Annotated in this window: 18 protein-coding genes; 8 read left to right on the top strand and 10 right to left on the bottom strand. The window is 38.7% G+C overall.

The genetic code is table 11. The features are described from left to right. Window positions 1-179: 179 nt before the first annotated feature. The 3 genes from bktB to MTF67_RS13775 form a co-directional block, all read right to left on the bottom strand. Window positions 180-1,370 (bottom strand): beta-ketothiolase BktB, encoded by a 1,191-nt coding sequence (bktB, locus tag MTF67_RS13785; RefSeq protein WP_248519840.1) that lies wholly within the window; start codon window positions 1,368-1,370, stop codon window positions 180-182. A 390-nt stretch (window positions 1,371-1,760) separates the two neighbouring features. Continuing rightward, a complete protein-coding gene (locus MTF67_RS13780) occupies window positions 1,761-2,363 on the bottom strand; it encodes a thiamine biosynthesis protein ThiC (protein ID WP_248519839.1) in 603 nt (200 codons plus the stop codon). Between the two features lie 196 nt (window positions 2,364-2,559). Further along, window positions 2,560-3,264 carry a metal-dependent hydrolase gene (locus MTF67_RS13775; RefSeq protein WP_248519838.1) on the bottom strand — a complete coding sequence of 235 codons (705 nt, stop codon included), beginning with the start codon at window positions 3,262-3,264 and terminating at the stop codon, window positions 2,560-2,562. 225 nt (window positions 3,265-3,489) lie between these two features. On the opposite strand from MTF67_RS13775, the gene MTF67_RS13770 reads away from it, so the two are divergent. Further along, a complete protein-coding gene (locus MTF67_RS13770; RefSeq protein WP_010556482.1) occupies window positions 3,490-3,912 on the top strand; it encodes a hypothetical protein in 423 nt (140 codons plus the stop codon). Window positions 3,913-3,943: 31 nt separating this feature from the next. Here the strand turns inward: MTF67_RS13770 and MTF67_RS13765 are convergent, their stop codons facing one another. From MTF67_RS13765 to MTF67_RS13755, 3 genes are read right to left on the bottom strand one after another with little or no spacing between them, the layout of a single operon-like run. Next, window positions 3,944-5,575 (bottom strand): sensor domain-containing diguanylate cyclase, encoded by a 1,632-nt coding sequence (locus tag MTF67_RS13765; RefSeq protein WP_248519837.1) that lies wholly within the window; start codon window positions 5,573-5,575, stop codon window positions 3,944-3,946. Beyond that, window positions 5,568-6,008, bottom strand: coding sequence for a hypothetical protein (locus tag MTF67_RS13760; RefSeq protein ID WP_248519836.1), 441 nt, complete (start codon window positions 6,006-6,008; stop codon window positions 5,568-5,570). The genes MTF67_RS13765 and MTF67_RS13760 overlap by 8 nt, the downstream gene beginning before the upstream one ends. A gap of 2 nt (window positions 6,009-6,010) precedes the next feature. Then, window positions 6,011-7,273, bottom strand: a complete 1,263-nt coding sequence (locus MTF67_RS13755; RefSeq protein WP_248519835.1) for a hypothetical protein — start codon at window positions 7,271-7,273, stop codon at window positions 6,011-6,013. A gap of 234 nt (window positions 7,274-7,507) precedes the next feature. Here MTF67_RS13755 and MTF67_RS13750 point away from each other — a divergent pair, with 234 nt between their 5' ends. The 4 genes from MTF67_RS13750 (at window position 7,508) to MTF67_RS13735 (ending at window position 13,235) form a co-directional block, all read left to right on the top strand. After that, the gene (locus tag MTF67_RS13750; protein ID WP_248519834.1) at window positions 7,508-8,323 is read left to right on the top strand and encodes an ATP-binding cassette domain-containing protein; all 816 of its coding nucleotides are present in this window, start codon (window positions 7,508-7,510) and stop codon (window positions 8,321-8,323) included. Further along, window positions 8,323-9,771 carry a DUF3526 domain-containing protein gene (locus MTF67_RS13745; RefSeq protein WP_248519833.1) on the top strand — a complete coding sequence of 483 codons (1,449 nt, stop codon included), beginning with the start codon at window positions 8,323-8,325 and terminating at the stop codon, window positions 9,769-9,771. The genes MTF67_RS13750 and MTF67_RS13745 overlap by 1 nt, the downstream gene beginning before the upstream one ends. Beyond that, window positions 9,768-11,039 carry a DUF3526 domain-containing protein gene (locus MTF67_RS13740; protein ID WP_248519832.1) on the top strand — a complete coding sequence of 424 codons (1,272 nt, stop codon included), beginning with the start codon at window positions 9,768-9,770 and terminating at the stop codon, window positions 11,037-11,039. The genes MTF67_RS13745 and MTF67_RS13740 overlap by 4 nt, the downstream gene beginning before the upstream one ends. A gap of 84 nt (window positions 11,040-11,123) precedes the next feature. Further along, window positions 11,124-13,235, top strand: coding sequence for a TonB-dependent siderophore receptor (locus tag MTF67_RS13735; RefSeq protein ID WP_248519831.1), 2,112 nt, complete (start codon window positions 11,124-11,126; stop codon window positions 13,233-13,235). 68 nt (window positions 13,236-13,303) lie between these two features. Here the strand turns inward: MTF67_RS13735 and MTF67_RS13730 are convergent, their stop codons facing one another. From MTF67_RS13730 to msrA, 3 genes are all read right to left on the bottom strand, one after another. Next, window positions 13,304-14,047, bottom strand: coding sequence for a transporter substrate-binding domain-containing protein (locus MTF67_RS13730; RefSeq protein ID WP_248519830.1), 744 nt, complete (start codon window positions 14,045-14,047; stop codon window positions 13,304-13,306). A 134-nt stretch (window positions 14,048-14,181) separates the two neighbouring features. Continuing rightward, window positions 14,182-15,096: a 2OG-Fe(II) oxygenase family protein gene (locus tag MTF67_RS13725; protein WP_008133048.1), complete on the bottom strand. Its 915-nt coding sequence runs from the start codon at window positions 15,094-15,096 to the stop codon at window positions 14,182-14,184. Between the two features lie 177 nt (window positions 15,097-15,273). Next, complete coding sequence (gene msrA / locus MTF67_RS13720; RefSeq protein ID WP_138740961.1) at window positions 15,274-15,873, bottom strand: peptide-methionine (S)-S-oxide reductase MsrA; 600 nt, start codon at window positions 15,871-15,873, stop codon at window positions 15,274-15,276. A gap of 214 nt (window positions 15,874-16,087) precedes the next feature. On the opposite strand from msrA, the gene MTF67_RS13715 reads away from it, so the two are divergent. Beyond that, entirely contained in the window at window positions 16,088-16,282 is a 195-nt protein-coding gene (locus tag MTF67_RS13715) for a CPXCG motif-containing cysteine-rich protein (RefSeq protein ID WP_248519829.1), read from the top strand. A gap of 58 nt (window positions 16,283-16,340) precedes the next feature. Here MTF67_RS13715 and MTF67_RS13710 read toward each other — a convergent pair whose 3' ends face one another. Beyond that, window positions 16,341-16,541, bottom strand: a complete 201-nt coding sequence (locus tag MTF67_RS13710; RefSeq protein ID WP_006792973.1) for a hypothetical protein — start codon at window positions 16,539-16,541, stop codon at window positions 16,341-16,343. Window positions 16,542-16,632: 91 nt separating this feature from the next. Between MTF67_RS13710 and MTF67_RS13705 the strand changes: the two genes are divergently transcribed. Together MTF67_RS13705 and MTF67_RS13700 are read left to right on the top strand one after the other, a co-directional pair. After that, a complete protein-coding gene (locus MTF67_RS13705) occupies window positions 16,633-17,121 on the top strand; it encodes a GNAT family N-acetyltransferase (RefSeq protein ID WP_248519828.1) in 489 nt (162 codons plus the stop codon). A gap of 15 nt (window positions 17,122-17,136) precedes the next feature. Then, window positions 17,137-18,018, top strand: a complete 882-nt coding sequence (locus MTF67_RS13700; protein WP_248519827.1) for an alpha/beta hydrolase-fold protein — start codon at window positions 17,137-17,139, stop codon at window positions 18,016-18,018.

The following is an 18,018-nucleotide window of genomic DNA, read 5'->3' as shown; positions in this document are numbered from 1 at the left end:
GTTAAACTATAAAATCAGGTAACTCTTATTTTCTATTTAAAGAGTTTTTAAATAATTAATTTTCGCAAATAAAGACTCAAGAGGAAGTTCGCGCAAATATATAGCCTTACACGTTTTTACTTCCTCTAAAAGCAAAGTGTTTTTTTGCTCTATGTGAATACAGCTTTTTATTAAACTAACTAAAGCGCTTCAAAAATGGCGGCTATGCCTTGCCCGCCGCCAATACACATAGTAACTAGCCCATATTTACCGTCAATGCGTTTTAGTTCGTATAAGCATTTTGTTGATAAAATAGCGCCTGTTGCACCAACTGGGTGACCTAAGGCAATGGCGCCGCCATTCGGGTTCACCTTATGTGCAGGAAAGTTTAACTCGTTTGCTACGCATAAGGCTTGCGCTGCAAAGGCCTCATTAGACTCAATTATATCAATGTCGTCGATTGTTAAGCCCGTTTTTTCAAATACTTGCTGTACAGCGGGAATAGGTCCAGTTCCCATTAATGAGGGTTCAACACCAGCACGAGAATAGCCAATAAGTCGTCCAATAGGTTGAAGCCCTTGTTCGTGGGCTTTTTGTTCAGACATAAGTACAAGCATAGCTGCGCCATCGTTTATACCTGAAGATGTAGCAGCTGTTACTGTGCCATTTTCTTTAAAGTAGGGCTTAAGTGTGGCAAGTTTGTCAGTTGATGTGTCTGCACGAACATGTTCATCTGTATCAAATATTTGGCTCCCTTTACGCGATTTAATTTCGATTGGCACTATTTGAGACTTAAAAAGACCTTTTTCAATTGCTTTAGCTGCTTTATTGTGACTTTGCGCTGCGTAATTATCTTGTTCTTCGCGGCTGATTTTATATTTTTCTGCGACATTTTCTGCGGTGATCCCCATAGGATTGTTATCCCACGGATCTTGTAATGTCGTTGTGAGCTCGTCTAACATTACGCTGTTGCCCATTTTTTGTCCCCAGCGGTTACTTTGAAGTGTATAAGCCGATGTGCTCATACTTTCTGAACCACCAGCAAGGGCTGCGTCCACATCACCCAATTGAATTTGTTGCGCTGCTTGTATTATTGCTTCAAGGCCCGAGCCACATAAGCGATTAAGTGTAACTGCATGGCTGCTGATAGGTAGCCCGGCATTTAAGCCGATAACACGAGATAGGTAGGCATCTTTTGGGCCATTATGTATTACCTTACCAATTACGGATGAACCTATTTGGTTTAAGGGAATATGTGCTCTTTTAATGGCTTCTTTTGCGCAAAGTGTACCAAGCTCTGCAGGGGTAAAGTTTTTAAGGGTTCCGCCAAAACTGCCAATTGCTGTTCTTACGGCACTTAATACAACAACACCGGTGTTAGATTTTGTCATTTTTTCTCTTTATTATTAATCTATTAGCGAAGTAGGGTATGCTAAATAATTAAATTTAGCTTGTATTGGCACTTTAGCATGCTAATGAGGTGGGTAAAAAAGCAAAGTTATAAATAATAAATAGTGGTACCAATTTAAAGCATACAGAAATATAGCTTTGTTTACGTGCAATTTTTATTTAATGGATTCAAGGTCTCTTTTACAGGCGATTTAAATAAACATGAGGGCTGGTATATTTTGTTTTTTAGTCAATTGGATAAATAGGTTTAGAGATAAACAATTTGGAATACGTTGGGCGAGTGGGTTAAAGGTAAAACATCGGCCTATATAAAATATTAGCCGATGTTTATAACCTATAAAATATATACCTTGCTTGTAAGGTATTAGGCCTCAGTCTACTTTGCGGTAAAGGCTCATTAAGCATATTGATAAAAGTAATGTTGCAACCATGCCTGAAGCACCAGCAACGCCTGATGGTAAAAATCCATCACGGCCAAAAATAATTAATATAGCATTGGCAAGCATTGCAACACCGCCTGCAAGGGCTGTAAGGCTACCAATGGCTTTGCCACCTTTAGCAATAAAAGATAGGCCAAATACAAGGGCTGCTAAGCCTAATAATAATTTAGCTGCATAGTAAATCATGAATGATAAAGACACTACACCACCAATTAATGGCTGTGCGCCTTCTACTGCGCCCGCTACTTTTCCAAATGTTGAAAATAAAGTTAGGCCAATACTTACTTGTATTATGTTAAGAACAGCGCTAAATGTGATTGCCGACCAGCCTAGTTGAGAATTTTTTGCTTGCAGCATAGCTGCACCTGAAAATGCAACAAGTACTGTGAACAGCACCGCTTCTAGACCCCATGCATACTGCCTTGAAAAGCTAATTCCGCCACTGTAAAGCGCTGTAAAAATAGCCTGTGTTATCGCTAACGCCAACAATAAAGATGCTGCAATTAGGGTGGTGCGTTTATTCGTAAATTCCATTAAGGACCTCTTATAATTTATATTTGACGCTTTAAATGATGCAAAAGCTTTCGAACTTGCAGGTATAAGACAGGTGAAACTATTTAATTATTTCGTTTAAAATTATAAAAATATTTTGTATCAAATAGTGGCAACTAATTTGGCAATGTTATAACTAGTTAAAGTTAGTAACATTGCAAACTGCCTTAATACTAAACTAACTAGATAAAAGCCTAAAATGAGACCAGTCACTCAAGGCCGATATAGTTTGCGCTGTAGGAGGGGCAATATAGATTAAACATGTAATAGCTATAATCGAAGCCAATGTAATTAATTTATTATCAAATTCAGCCACTTTTAGAGCCGATCCAAATGACCGTTTTATTTCCACATTACTTAAATCTACGCTGTAAATTTCATCGAGCAATAAATGAATGAAGCCGCCGAGTAAAATAAACCCACCTGTTAACCAGGCAAAAGTTGCCGAATAAAGGGTTGATTGGTCATTAAATTGCCATGTTACTTGTGTTGTTAACAACGCGCAAAATAGTATAAATAATAAAGAATGGCAACTGCCTCTATGTACTGTGATCCATTCAAAAATGGGCCTGACAATATATTTCATAAATCCATACACTAACAAAGGCACTACAATTAACTCGACAAAACTAATTTGAATAGTTAGCTCCGTGGTAATGTAATGCATTACTATTAATACTGTACTTAGCGCAAATAAGTTAAAAATAGTATCGAGTGATGTGGAGTTATCAGAGTCTATGTCGGGTAATAAGCCGCCAATGGAGCCTAAAAACCACAGCCAAAGTGCGCCGTTTAAATCAATGTGGCCTGCAGTTAATAAAGTGGCTGAGCTTAAGCCGGTGATGATGACTGCAGTATTAAGATGAGTATTGAAATTTGCCATTGTATCTCTTGATAAAAAAATAGGTTGGCATTCTATCAATTGAAAACTTAATTGTTCAATTTACTTTAAAGGTTTGGATGGAAATATGGGTTTAGGGGGCTGATTTATCACTTTTTACTAGTGTGGTTATTTGTGGTCAATGAGGTAAGTTGTAATTATTTTTATAAAAATCAATAATAAGCGTAGCTATAGTAGCTGAATTCACTAAATAAAAGGTCACTTTTGATGAATCAAAATAGATATAAAGCATCGTTTCCTGCGCCTAACATTGGTAATAACTATTTTGTTTCATCAACTTGGAGCAGTTATGGTTTCTGGGCTTTATTAGCAATGACTCCGCTTGCTCATTACATGATGTACTACAGCGAAGACGGTTTAGCGCATGGGGAAGATTTAAACACTTTAGGGTATGTAATATTTGGCGCTATTGTCTTGTTTGTTTTAAATATTGCAGCCCAATCTATATCTTGGTTAGGCAGGCTTTTGGCAGTGATGTGCTTTAGCATTAGCCTGTTCTTTATATTATTGCTTATCTACCTTAGCGTATATAGCCACTTTCCAATCGCTTATTTAGGTGCTATTTCGTATTTTGGTTTAGCGGCGTATTTTTATAATAAAGATTATTTAAAAGCCACAAAAAAGTTATAGCATTTACTATATAGATGCTCATTCACGCTATCTAATTTTTTATATCGTCGTAAAAGGCGACTTTTCCTCGGCCTGTTTCTTTTACGTGATAAAGGGTTTTATCACCGTTGTGCATTAATTCATGAAGTTCAGTGCCATCAGTAGGTGCTATTGCAATACCTATGCTTGCACCCACTGCGCATGTTCTAGTGTTTGAAATACTAACTTGTTGTTGTAGCTCATCGATCAGAGCTATGGCTTGGTTCTGTGTTGCGGTTTTATCGTAAGTATTAATTTGCTGCGCAATAATGAATTCGTCACCGCCTAGCCGTATACATAGGTCAGTATTGTTATTAAATCGCTTTTTAAAGCGGTTTGCTATCTCTATTAATACTTTATCGCCGGCTTCGTGACCATAGGTATCATTAATGGGTTTAAATTTGTCTAAATCAATCATCATAAGCACAAGATGTTGGCCGTGTTTAGCGCATTCACGCATTGCTTTTTTTAGGCGCTTTTCGCCGGCACGGCGATTAAATAGGTCAGTGAGTGGATCGTGATCGGCTTCAAATTGGGTTTGAAATTCACGTTCTGCTCGTTCGGTCACGTCATGTAAAATTACTTCTACTAATTGTTCTTGCTGGGGACTCCGGTTGTTTTGTCTTTGGTCTGTTAACCTTACAAATAAGCAGTGAAACCAAACCGTTTTGTAGCCTATTTTACACTCAACATCTAATGTTGTTTGAGGTGGATTTATATCACTTCGAATATCTAACAGTAGACTTTGTAATTTTTCAACGTTATTTAATAATTCAGGGAAGTGCAAGGTTGATAACTTTTCTTCACCGGGTAGGGTAAAGTAATGTTTAAACGCAGGGTTAAAGGTAGTGATAGTATTTTTATCATCCAGTAAACAAATGCCAGCACTGGCTTGTTCAAATATAAGTCTAAATTTTGCTTCCAGTTCTTGTGTTTTTTTTCGTAGGGTTTGTTCATTGCTAATAGTTAAATGCAACTCATGCATTAAAGCATTTATATTTTGTGTTAATCGACTTATTTCATCTCGTTTACCCTGTTTAAAGCTTAACATTTTAAGGGTTTCAGGTTTAGATGGATTAATTTTAGCAAAGCTATCAGTAAGGTTTTGAATAGGTTTCGTAAGCCACCTTTGTACAACAAGCGACACAAAAAAAGCAATGACGATAGATTGTATTAGCATTAATATGAATTCTTTTTTTAGTGCGGCTTGTGCTTGTTGCTGTATAAATTTATCGTCGGGGTATATTGATAAAACGCCTATAAAAGTGTCATCTAGAAAAGGGTGAACAAGCTTAACTAATACTGCTTCTTTTTGTTTATTAGTAGTTCCATTTGCAATAAATAACTCCATTTCTCCTTTTGTATTTGATTTACCCTCTATGCTTGCGCCTTTCACAATATCGTTACTTAGCAAGCCGTTAATTATTTCTTGGCTTAATTCCTGATCGTTTAAATAAGCAGCTATAGTCGCTGCTTTTTCAACGGTATGGGCTAACTGCTGAACCAGTAGATAGTTGGTGTTTTTCTTTTCTTTAAGGTCTGAGTAATACGACAGCATTGCCGACACTATTGATACAACAATAGCAACTAAGGCAATAGATAAAGCGACTCGTAAGTAGAGTTTTTGGCTAATAACTTTAATCAAACGTGTATACCACTTTTACTGTATCTGTAACGTGCGACAAGGGGATATAGCCAATTGCATATTGCGATGATGCAATTGTTTTTAATGCATCTTCCAAAGAGGCTGATGGTGTGGGGGGCTTTCCTCTGCCCGAAAATAATAACCTGGCCCAATACGCATTTATTTGCTGCTCATCTTTATTGACCAATTTTAAGTAAAAATCGTTTTTGAATGCTGATTTCGCGGGCAGATCGAGTGGCTTTGATATTTCACCATCAGGGAAAGTTGAATATCGGCCCATATAAATATCTATTACTTCCCGTTTCGATAAGGCATTAATAGCATTGTTTTTGTTTACCACTACAACAAATTCAGTAGACTCGGCATACATGCTAACAACTAGCAGAAACATGGAAAGTATTAAATTAAAGTAAAGGTTACGAGCGATTATCATAACTAAAAAACCATGCTAGCATTTAAGCTGAGTACATGTACTTTGTGACCTTTATCGACATCTGCAGGATTACTTAAGCTCCATAATCCCGCCCCAACTGGTTTTATATCAAAGCGATCTAGTTGAGCTTTTAGAGCTAACCGTTCTGACAGTTGCCATTTTACACCTACGTTTATCGAATGCTGATGTACATAGGGAATCTTAATTGAAGCTTGAGCAGCTAGAGCCAGTTGTTGTATTGGTTTTGATATTTGTTCAGGTGTACCTGGTGAGAAAACAGGGTCAATTACTTTAATTACATTGTGGCGGTTTTTTGCTGCAGAAAAGCTAGTGTAAAATATTGCATTGTTTACTCGGTAACCTGCGCTAATGTAACTGTTGAGAACTGATGGTGCAATTATCCAATCGGACTCTGAAATACCCATTTCAGATTGAATAAGCCAATTATCATAATCGTAAGTAAGCCCAAATGCAGCGTACTTTATACTATTTCCCTCGGTATTAAATTTGTTCGATATTGTTTGTGCTTGTGGCCATATTATTTGTGGTACTGAATCTAGTGAAGATATAAACTCATCCAATGCGGTTAGTTTGTAATCGCCAAAAGCGGACCTTGATAACGAAAAGCGCATTGTCCATGCATCTAAAGAGTATGTTGCACTGAGGGTTGTTAAGTTATCAAAATCAATAAAAAAATCGTCATTATAAGCGTGTATTTTTGCTGTAGAGCCACCATAAGCGAGTTTTAAGCGTAAGAAGCCATCGTTAATGGCTTTACTGTATTCAACGTCTATTCCATCAAAATTACCTGCAATGTTTGCAAACGAGTAATACGAATGAGGCGGGCGCACCCACAAGTAAGCGTATCCAACGTAAGGGTACTCAGAAAGTAAGTAAAGGTCGCTGTTTAACCTACCTGCGCGGATGGCCCAGTTACGTGATGGTCGGTAACGTACAAATGCAAGTTCTAAAAAATTATCAAAGCTTTTGAATGCATGATCTTGTATCACTATTTGAACTACAGAATCCCAGTTATTTGACAAAGATATATTTGCCTGGCCACCTAAAATTGAATCACGCGTAGCTGAAAAACCAGACTTGTTTACATTTGAATAATTAGATGCAAAGCCAATATCTGAGTCGTCAGTGTAACTAAGGGCAAAAGATGCAAATCCGCTAAATTGAACATCAATGTCATTTGCATAGCTTTTATCAGTTGCAGATATTGCCATTAATACGATGATAATGAAGCCTATGATCCGCATGTTATCCGGTATTTATTTAATTAAACATAATAAAAAGATAGCACAATATCTTAAATTACCAACTCGCCAGAATGCTAGGGTTGACGGACTGTGATCACGCTTTTAGTGCCATATTATTTTACACGCTCAGCTGCTTGAAATATTGATTAAAAATACAATGTTATATTGTTGCAATTAAGTATTGTTATAGTATAACATCCTGCGCATTGAATTTTTCTTTAATAGAGTGTGAATGTGACAACACCTACTGCAATTAATCAAACATCACAAATAGAACCTCAACGAGCTGAAAATAATAGCAATTTTTTATTAAATGGTACTCATAAAAATAAAGGTGAAGCCATTATTGAAGTGGACTCGCTAAGTTTTAGTATTAAAAATAACGCCATTTTAAAAAACTTAAATTTTACTGTGGGCTCAGGCGAAATTTATGCACTACTTGGCGGTAACGGTGCGGGTAAGTCAACCACGTTAAAAACGTTACTGGGTTTTAATAAACCAACGCAAGGCTGGGTAAAAGTAGCGGGTAAAGAGGTGAGTAAAGCACTTGACTTTGTTCGCGGCAAAACGGCGTATTTACCCGAGTCTGCAACGTTATACCCGCATTTGACCGCCCGCGAAAACGTAAAATACTTTTTATCACTTGCTGATATTAATAAAACAGATGAGCAAATTAATGCCGCATTTAACCGTGTAGCGCTGCAACAAGCTGCATGGGAGCGTCCTATGCAAACGTATTCTAAAGGCATGAGGCAAAAAACCGCGATTGCACTGGCTATTTTACGTGAAGCACCGATATTTTTACTTGATGAACCTACATCGGGCCTTGACCCTGTTGCCATAGATGAGTTTAACCAGCTAGTGCGCGAGCTTGCATTAACCGGCGCTACTATTTTAATGGTTACGCATGATGTATACGGCGCCTGCCAAGTAGCTAACCGTATTGGGTTACTAAGAGCCGGCGAGCTGGTGGGCGAATTTGACGCGCCAGAAAACTGCCGCATTGACACCGAACAAGTGCACGCAGCCTTTGCGCAAAGAGGCGCGTAATGAGTATAAATAACTTTTCAAAGGTGGTTATAGTTGCCAAAGATGAATGGCGCTATTGGCTTCGCTCAAAACTAGCAATGACCGTTTTAGCCATTGGCTTATTGCTTACGCTTTCATCGGTTGTGGTGACCGCAATTACTATGCTTGAACTTAGCCATGATCGCCATGAACTTCAATCAAATGCCGAGCAAAGTTTTGTTGATCAGCCCGATCGTCACCCACACAGAATGGTGCACTATGGGCACTATGCCTTTAGAACGCCTTCACCACTGAGCACCCTCGACCCAGGTATTGACGCATACACAGGTAACTCAATATTTTTAGAAGGACATAGGCAAAACAGTGCAATGTTCGCCGATCAACGCCAAGGTACAGCGCTTACTAAATTAGGTAGCTTAACGCCTGCTTTTATAGTGCAAACATTAGCGCCGTTACTGCTTATATTAATTGGCTACAGCTCTATTAGTCGTGAGCGTGAATCGCAAACGCTGACGTACTTATTAGCGCAAGGCACGTCGGGTATTACGCTTATTACCGGTAAAGGTTTAGCACTGCTTTCGGTAGTGGGCTTAGTTATTGCGCCACTGGCTGTATCGGCTTTGTTTACGGTATCTGCGGGTGAAAGCTTATTAGCAGTTGCCAGTTTTGTTGTAGGTTACGCTTTATATTTAACTGTGTGGGTATTACTGATTTTACTCGCATCGAGCGTGTTTAGTAAAAACAGTGGTAGTTTTACGGCGCTTGCGTTTGTATGGATTTTACTGTGTATTGTTATGCCGCGCGTAGCAAGTACTTCGGCCTCAACGGCTGTGCCATCTGCCGGTAAAATAGAAACCGATTTTGCTGTTAAAGCCGAGCTTAGAAAACTAGGCGATGGCCATAACACGAACGACCCTGCATTTAAGCAATTTAAACAATCACTCCTTAAAAAGTACAACGTAAATAGCATTGATGAGCTGCCGGTAAACTTTAGAGGTTTAGTAGCCAGTGAATCAGAGGCTAAACAAGCCAACGTACTAAACCAATTTGCTGAGCTACGTATGCAAAGTGAACTTAAGCAAACTCAGGTATCGCGTTATTTTGGTTGGGTATCGCCTATGGTGGCTATTCGCACGCTTTCAATGATTGTGGTGGGCACAAGCATAGAAACGCATCATCGTTTTTTACGTGAAACCGAACAGCTGCGTTTTGATTTTGTGCAAGGGCTTAACAAAATTCATATTGAAGAGCTTGATTACAAAGATGACATGAACCGAAACGCCAATGCTGCAGCCACTAAAAAAGCACGTGTAAGCGCTCAAAACTGGCAAATACTTCAAGACTTTAATTTTAATGTGGACAGTGCAGATGTTCGAGCACAAAGAAGTGTACCTGCGTTTTTACAGTTATTACTGTGGATTGTAGTACTTGTCGGCGGTATTAAATTTTTAGGAAAACGTTTGTTATGAGCTATTTAATTACACAACTTATGCGTGAATGGGGATTTTTACTGCGCCAAAAATACGTAGTGGTATTACTACTGTGTAGCTTTATTTTATCGGGTTTTGCTATTTACAGCGGGTTAAGCGAAGTAAGCTCACAGCAGCAAACAATAGAGCGCTTAAAAGCAGCAGATCAAAGCGACCGCGCTAAAGTACAGAAAAAGCAAAGCGATGCAGGCATGTTGGCTTATTACAGCTTTCATTTAACGTACTCGCAGCCATCTAACCTGGCATTTGCTGCTTTAGGCGAGCGCGATATATTCCCGTGGAAACACCGCATTAATTTATTAGCGCTTGAGGGGCAAATTTACGAAAGCGATGCACAAAATGCTGAGCTGGCTCAAGCCGGTAAAATAGATTTTGTGTTTGTAATTAGTGCGCTAGCGCCACTGGTTATTATTTTGCTGTTTCATGATTTATTTGCAAGCGAGCGTACCAGCGGTAGGCACGATTTATTAGTCACTACAGCTAAGTCTTACTTTGCTTTGTGGGGCGCTCGTATAACCGTAAGGTTTGTAGCAATAACAGTGTGTTTAATGCTGCCATTTTTTGTAGGCGGATTTATAGCTGGGGCAAGCGCGTATGAAGTGGCGTATGTATCGCTGTTGTGTATTGCCTACCTTGCATTTTGGACTGCACTAAGCGTGTGGTGGGGTAAAAATGCAACCAGTGCGCCACGTGTTGCCTCTAGCTTAATTGGTTTGTGGGTGTTGTTTGCTTTTATTATTCCTATTTTAGGCGACCTTGCTATAAACAAGTCAGTGCATTCGCCTAAAGGTGGCGACATTATGCTTACTCAACGCGAGGCTGTAAATGATGCGTGGGATTTACCAAAATCTGCCACTATGCAGCCTTTTATTAGAGAGTACCCAGCGCTTGCACCATATATAGATATGAACAGCGAATTTGAATGGAAGTGGTATTACGCATTTCAACAAATGGGCGATTTAAAAGCGGCAGAGCTTTCAGAGGCCTATCGCGACGCAGCCGCTAAAAAATACGAGTTAGCCGGTTTTGTATCTTGGATTTCGCCACCGTCGTTATTGCAGCGCAGCTTAACCCGTGCTGCCAATACCGATTCAATTGCCGCGTATGCATATGAGCAGCAAATTAGGGATTTTCATAAACAATTACGCGAGTTTTATTACCCGTGGTTATTTTACCAAGGCGACCCAACTAAAGCAGCCCTTGAAAACATGCCACGCTTTGAAAACACCACGCAAAGCGGCAACTAAAAATACAGCGCTAAACGTAGCTGTTTAGCGCGATTAAAATTACTACATAACTATAAAATACTTACATTACTCACAAGGTTCACAATGAAAACCAATACAAAAGGGCTTAAGCTCACCTATTTAAGTACTTGCTTAGTAAGCTTATTTAGCAGCCACGTTATGGCCGCTGAGCAAAACCAGCAAAGTAAAAGCGTAAAGGATGACGCAATTGAAAAAGTAACCGTTGTTGCATCTCGCCAGGCTTATCAAGGTAACTTTAGCCCTTTAGAAACACCGCAGTCAGAGCTTAAAATTGATTTAGAAGCCCTTGAAAACGCAGGCGCAGTAAGCCTTGATCAAGCGCTTGATTTATCAGCCTCGGTTGCGCGCCAAAACAACTTTGGTGGGCTGTGGAATAGTTTTTCGTTACGTGGCTTTGTAGGCGATGAAAACCTGCCAAGTAATTACTTAGTAAATGGCTTTAATGCAGGACGTGGCTTTGGTGGCTCACGTGATTTGTCGGGTATTGAGTCGGTAGAGGTTTTAAAAGGTCCGCGCGCGGCTTTATTTGGCCGTGGTGAACCAGGTGGCACCGTAAACTTAGTTACTAAACGCCCAACGTTTGACACCGCAGGCGAAATTAAGCTCTCTGTAGGTAGTTTTGATACTTACCGCGCCGATGTTGATTACACCACCGCGCTTAACGACGACGTAGCCATTAGACTGGTTGGTTTTTACGAAGACGCCGAAAGCTTTAGAGATACCATAGAAACCACTAAGCAAGGCTTTAGCCCGTCAATAGTGTGGAATATTAATAATAACAGCCAATTAATATACGAACTTGAATATAGCGACCAAGAAGTACCGTTTGATAGAGGTGTATTAGCCATAGATGGCGAGCTTGGCCTTATACCTGAAAGTCGCTTTTTAGGTGAGCCGGGCGATGGCCCAATTAAAGCCGATGTACTAGGGCACCAGTTAGAGTATATTCATGACTTTGATGATAACTGGAGCATTTTATTTGGTGCAAACTACCGTGATACTTCTTTAGAAGGCTTTGCAACCGAAACCGGTTTTGGTGGTGTAGTAAATGGCGAAGTAAACCGCTTTAGACGCTATCGTGATTACGATTCTACTTATCAAGTACTGAGAGCTGAAGTGAGCGGTAACGTTAACGTAGCAGGCTTTGAAAATCGTTTAATAATCGGAATAGATGCCGATAAATTTGAAAATGATCAATTTGCACTGCGTGTACGTGGCGATCAATACATTAATGTATTTAACCCCGTTTACGGCGCGTACGCATTACCAACGCCTACATCAAATACTGACCGCGTAGAAATTCAAGAATCGGTAGGGGTATTCATTCAAGACCAAATAAGCCTAACCGATAAGTTAGATATACGTATTGGTGCACGTTTTGATGATTACGAGCAGCGCTTAAATAACCGCTTAGCTAACACCAAAACTAAACAAACGCAGTCACGCGTGAGCCCGCAGTTTGGTGTGGTTTATAAAGCAAGCGATAATGTATCTGTTTATGGTGCTTACGGTGAAAACTTCCGTCCGCTTTCGGGGGCCGATGCTAATGGCGATGGTTTTGAGCCAAACAAATCTAGCTCTACAGAGGTTGGTGTTAAATTTACATTAAACGATGGCGCCTTATTTGGTACTGTTGCCGTGTTTAAAGTAGAGCAAAACAACATGCTAGTAGTAGACGACCCAACCGCGTTTACTTATGCCGCCATTGGTGAAGCACAAAGTAAAGGGATAGAAATAGACCTAACGGGTGAGCTTAGTGATAGTTTAGAAATTTGGGCGTCGTATGCATACGTTGATGCAACAATCGAAAACTCATTTTTTGATGCTAACTTTGGTTACACAGTAGAAGCGGGCGCGTCACTATTAAACGTGCCAGAGCAACAGCTTAGTTTACAGTTAGTGCAATCTACAGTGCTTTACGGTAAAACCATTAAGTTTGGTGGTGGTTTATTACATGTGGGCAAGCGTAACGGCTTTTTTGGTACCGACTTTGAATTACCAAGCTACACAACAGCGCGTGTTTTTGTAAATTACGATGTGACAGACAAAATTGGCATTGCGGCTGAGGTAAATAACCTGTTTGATGAAACGTATTACACAAACTCGTTTGCCGATGCGTGGGTACAACCTGGTACACCAAGAAACGTTAAGTTTTCTGCATCCTATAAGTTTTAAACGTATCCATTAAAACGATATAAAAAAATAGGCTGCTTATATAGGCAGTCTATTTGTTTTTAAATTAATTATTTTAAGTATCCATCAAAAATTTGCTTGTACTTGCCGGATTCTTTGAGTTTTTGCAGTTGTAAATTAAAGTCATTGCGTACTTTTTTAGACTTAAATAAATATCCATTAGGGCTTTTTCCAAATAAAGGGAACCTATCAATTTTTTGTGTTGTATCAATATCTTTTATATTTGCGCGAAAGTAGTCAAAGCTTTGTTTATCCATTTGTATAACATCTACCTTGTCTAAGTACAAAAATTTAACTTGAAGCGATTGGTCGTGTATTTCGTTATACAATGGATTAGCTTTAGCCATATTTGCATACTCATCTCCTAAGTGAATGGCAGCACTTGGCCATGACAATAGACTATAATTTTTCAAATCGGCTATTTCACTCAATTTAAAGTTGTTTTTACTTAAAGCAAAAGCAAGATTTTCGTATGTATAAGACGCATATGATAAATAACCTTTTAGGATGTTTCCGTTTGCAGTATTTAAATTAATATCTGCTACTACATCGATATTTCCTTTTTTATACTCTTTTACACGCCGAGTGTAAGGATAATATCGAGACTCAATTGTGTAGCCTAAAGGTGTTAAAGCCGCTGTAATAATATCTACTGTTAGACCACTATTTGAATCAGGGAATACGAAAGGGGGAAGTTTTTCACCAAAACCTACTACGAGCGTTTGCTCAGTGATTGATGCATTAACGACGGGTGATAATAACAATGCGGCTATTAAAATGCTGTTTAACGTCATTTCTACTGCAATAAATTAACTATTAATGTTTAAAAGATAGTTATTAACGTGTAAAGCAACAAGTAAAAAGCCCATTAAACTAATTATTAATTAGCTTTAATGGGCTGATTGATATCAGTTTTATACAGGGGTATTTAAAATGGTGCGTACCCATCGGGTGTTGTTACTGGCGTAGTCCAGCGCTTTGTAGCATCTATTACTGGGCGTTGTGCGCCTTGAGCTGGTAAACGCCCGCGGTCGCCAAACAACCACAGTACAAAGTTGGTTCTATCGCCACTCGTTATGGGTTTAGCAGCATGTGCCACACTTCCTCTGTGGATCATCGCGATACCTGGCTTAAAACTAAGTTGAGTTACTTTACCTGTAACTAGGTCGTAAAAATCAAGCTCAGAACCGGTAAACTCCTCACCCGGTAAATTTAAATTAATATTTAACGTTACCGCTGATGCATCAGTATGTGGGCGAATAGACGCATCTGTACTTGGGTCGTAGTAAATAGAAAAACCAAATGTTTGCGTGTCGTAACCTGTAATTTCAGGAAATAATAAACGCGCTATAGGGCGCATATAGGTGTTTAGCATTTCGTTATAAAATGTTTGAAAACTAGGGGCTGCTAAATAGCCTTCTGATCGTTTATCGAGCATAACGCCGCGGCGGTTTAATACAATACCGTACGGTGGGCGCATTGGGATGTTAGAGTCCCATACTTGATCAAGGTAGCCACGTAAAACGGTTAGGCGCTCAGGATCAAAAAATTGAAACTGAAACACATCAGGTGCCACTTCCTCTAAAAGCGCTTTTACTAAATGCTCTTTAGATGGATTTTCCCATGCTTGTTGTATGGCTTCGCGTAAATTTTTATCGAGTAACGAATCGTCTAGCGTAAAGGTAGACGCGTCAACTTCGCTTGCTTCCCATTCTTTCCACGCGTCTGAAATTAGGTCGTCGTTGCTTGCCCAAAACTGCTGTACCGAGTGATCACGGTTTAACATTTCTTGGCGTGTTGGTAAATCTAGAGCACGGGCTAATTGTAATTGTTTGGTTTTCATACGATGTAACTCCAGTTATTTAATACAGGTTTAACAATCTAGGAGTTAAGTTTATTGTAGAGTTAAATATTAATAAACTGGACAATAAAATAAACAGTATTAATAAAAAATTAATAATAGCATCGTTTAATGCCTTTTTAAGCGTTAAAAAGGCTGCATTAAATGCAGCCTTTAATTTTAATGCGTAACTCTGTCGCCCCAAATATCTTCTAGGCGACTGTCTCGTCCGCATCGCCAGCGATAAGTGTTATAACGGATAGGGTTATTTTTGTAGTAATCTTGATGGTAACTTTCTTTTCCTTTGATAGGGTAGAACACCGTTGTATTTAAAATTGGCGTAACAACGGTTTGACTAGGAAACTCTTTAATAACACGTTGTTTGGATTGCTCTGCTAATTTACGTTCTTCTTCATTAGCAACAAATATAGCACTGCGATAACTGGGGCCTTTGTCGCAAAATTGGCCTTTCGGATCAAAAGGGTCAATATTAACCCAATAATGATTGAGTATGTCTTGATAGCTTACAATGCTAGGTTTATAGGTAATTTCAACCGCTTCATAGTGTCCTTTATGATTACCATTATATGTAGGGTTTTTAATTTTACCCCCCGTAAAGCCAGATATTACGTCGGTTACGCCTTCAAGTTTCTCAAAGTCTGATTCCATACACCAAAAGCAACCACCTGCAAGCACTGCTTTTTTTGTCTCTTCTGCGTAAGAGAGTGTGCTAAATAAAACGAGGGTAGACGCTAACGTTAATGAGAGTGTTTTTTTCATAAAAATATCCACCTTTATAATTAATTTAACTATACGTTTAATTAGACCTATCAAGTACAAAAGGTATTTCATATTTTTATCTAACAAATTTGGTTTTGGTCAAAAGTGTCTAATTTATATTTTAATACTATGTATTCCACTAAAAACGCAGTTGAAAAGTTTAACCGTGTTGATTAAGGTTAATTCATTGATGATGTAATTTACCTGGTGTTAGATGAACCAATTAACTGAGGAATCAATTAGCTGCCCGTATTGCGGTGAAGTTATAGAGGTATTACTAGATGCTGCAGATATTGATGAACAATATATAGAAGACTGCCAAGTATGCTGTAAGCCAATTACATTTGTCGTATTTGAACATGATGATGATTTGAACGTAAACGTTTACGATGAAGACGATACGTTTTAAATTGGCGCAAATTATAAAAAAGGCTGCATAACTGCAGCCTTTTTTTATTGATGGAGCGTTAGCTATTTTGTTCTCGAGCTAGCTGGTTAGGGAGTAGCTCTTCAATAATTTCACGTGCTGGTAATGTGTAACGTGTGCCATCAAACATGACTGAGGTAAACTCATTTATATTAGTAATGCCGGTTAGGGTCCAACCTTCACCACGTTTAGGGCAGTAAACTGTTGTTGTTGGTTGTATCACTTTAAAGTCGTCACTCATGCTTGGCTGCTCTCAATTTAATGCTTGTTAATACGTTATGGTAAGTTAATAATACGCGTTCATAAAGTGCTATTTAATTTTGTATTACAACATGTATAAAAATTTTGCTACACCTCGTGTCACGCTTCGCTTAATATCCCATAAAGATGCTGCCAGTATGCATGCTATTTTAAATAATCCTCTTGTTAGCCAGTTTAATGACTACACAACACCCCTTAGCAAAAGTGATATCAAACAATTAATACAAAATGATATTAGCGGCTATTATGAGGGAGAGGTTATACGCTTTACGATTACCCAGAATACCCTCAATAAAGTAATAGGTAGTTGTGGTCTTTATAAAATTAATAAAGAAGCAAGAACCGCATTTTTGGGTTTTGAATTAGATCCTGAATTTTGGCAACAAGGCTACATGAAAGAAACGCTGAAAACTTTAATCCCAAAGCTTGTTATGCATTACGAGTTAATAATGCTTTACGCAGAGGTTAACAAAGCTAATACAGCTTCGTGCAAGTTGCTTGAGGGACTAGGGTTTACTAATAACGAAAATATTTGGTTTTGTAGTCTTAAAAATAATTAGTAAAAAGAGAGATACATGTCGTTAAAAATTAATAAAAACTATCTAATTAACCTCGTATTAGCAGTCATTACGTTAAGCTTACTTATTTTGAGCGGCCGCTACTACAATCATTATGTATCGGCTTATACAGACATTACACTTGATTCAAAAATTTTAAATGAATCACGTAAGGTATTTATAAGGCTACCCGTTAACTACGATACCAATAAAGTTTATTCGTTAATAATAAAAACCGATGGTAACTTTAACCTAGATACGTGGAATGAAACATTAGCGTCATTCTCAAACAAAGCACAGGCCGAGCAAGCTATATTGGTATCAATCCCTAACTTGTTTTTTACGGCTACTCGAAATCGTGATTTGGTACCTCCTTATGCTCGCCAAGACGTTAATACCCAAGCGCCTGCAACAAACAATATAGAACCCAACGGAGAAGCAGATAAGTTTTTACAGTTTATAGAATTAGAATTATTACCTTATTTGACTAATCGATTTAAATTAAACAATAACCGTATTTTAAGTGGGTTTTCTGCTGGTGGCAGTTTTGTGTTATATACACTTCATACTAAACCGGATTTGTTTAATGGCTATTTTGCGTTTAGTCCTGCCGCCTGGTATGACGATATGACGGTAGTAAACAAAGTTGACTCGTTTTTACAGGCGTCGAATAAAAGGTTTAAAAAGCCAACGTATTTGTTTTTATCGGTAGGAGAGGAAGAGCATCCGCTTATGTTAGAGGCGTATAGTAATTTAGAGCAAGCATTAAAGGCCAGTCCTAACGAGCACTTACAGTGGGAATCTATTATTAATCCCAATGCGGAACATAACGATAATCCACGTCTTAGTGTTGCAGATGCGTTAGGTGGATATCAAAAGTTTTTAAGTGAGAGACCTTAA

It is taken from the genome of Pseudoalteromonas sp. 2CM32C (genome assembly GCF_023161925.1).
GTDB lineage: Bacteria > Pseudomonadota > Gammaproteobacteria > Enterobacterales > Alteromonadaceae > Pseudoalteromonas > Pseudoalteromonas marina.
This window is presented reverse-complemented; position numbering and strand designations above follow the sequence as displayed.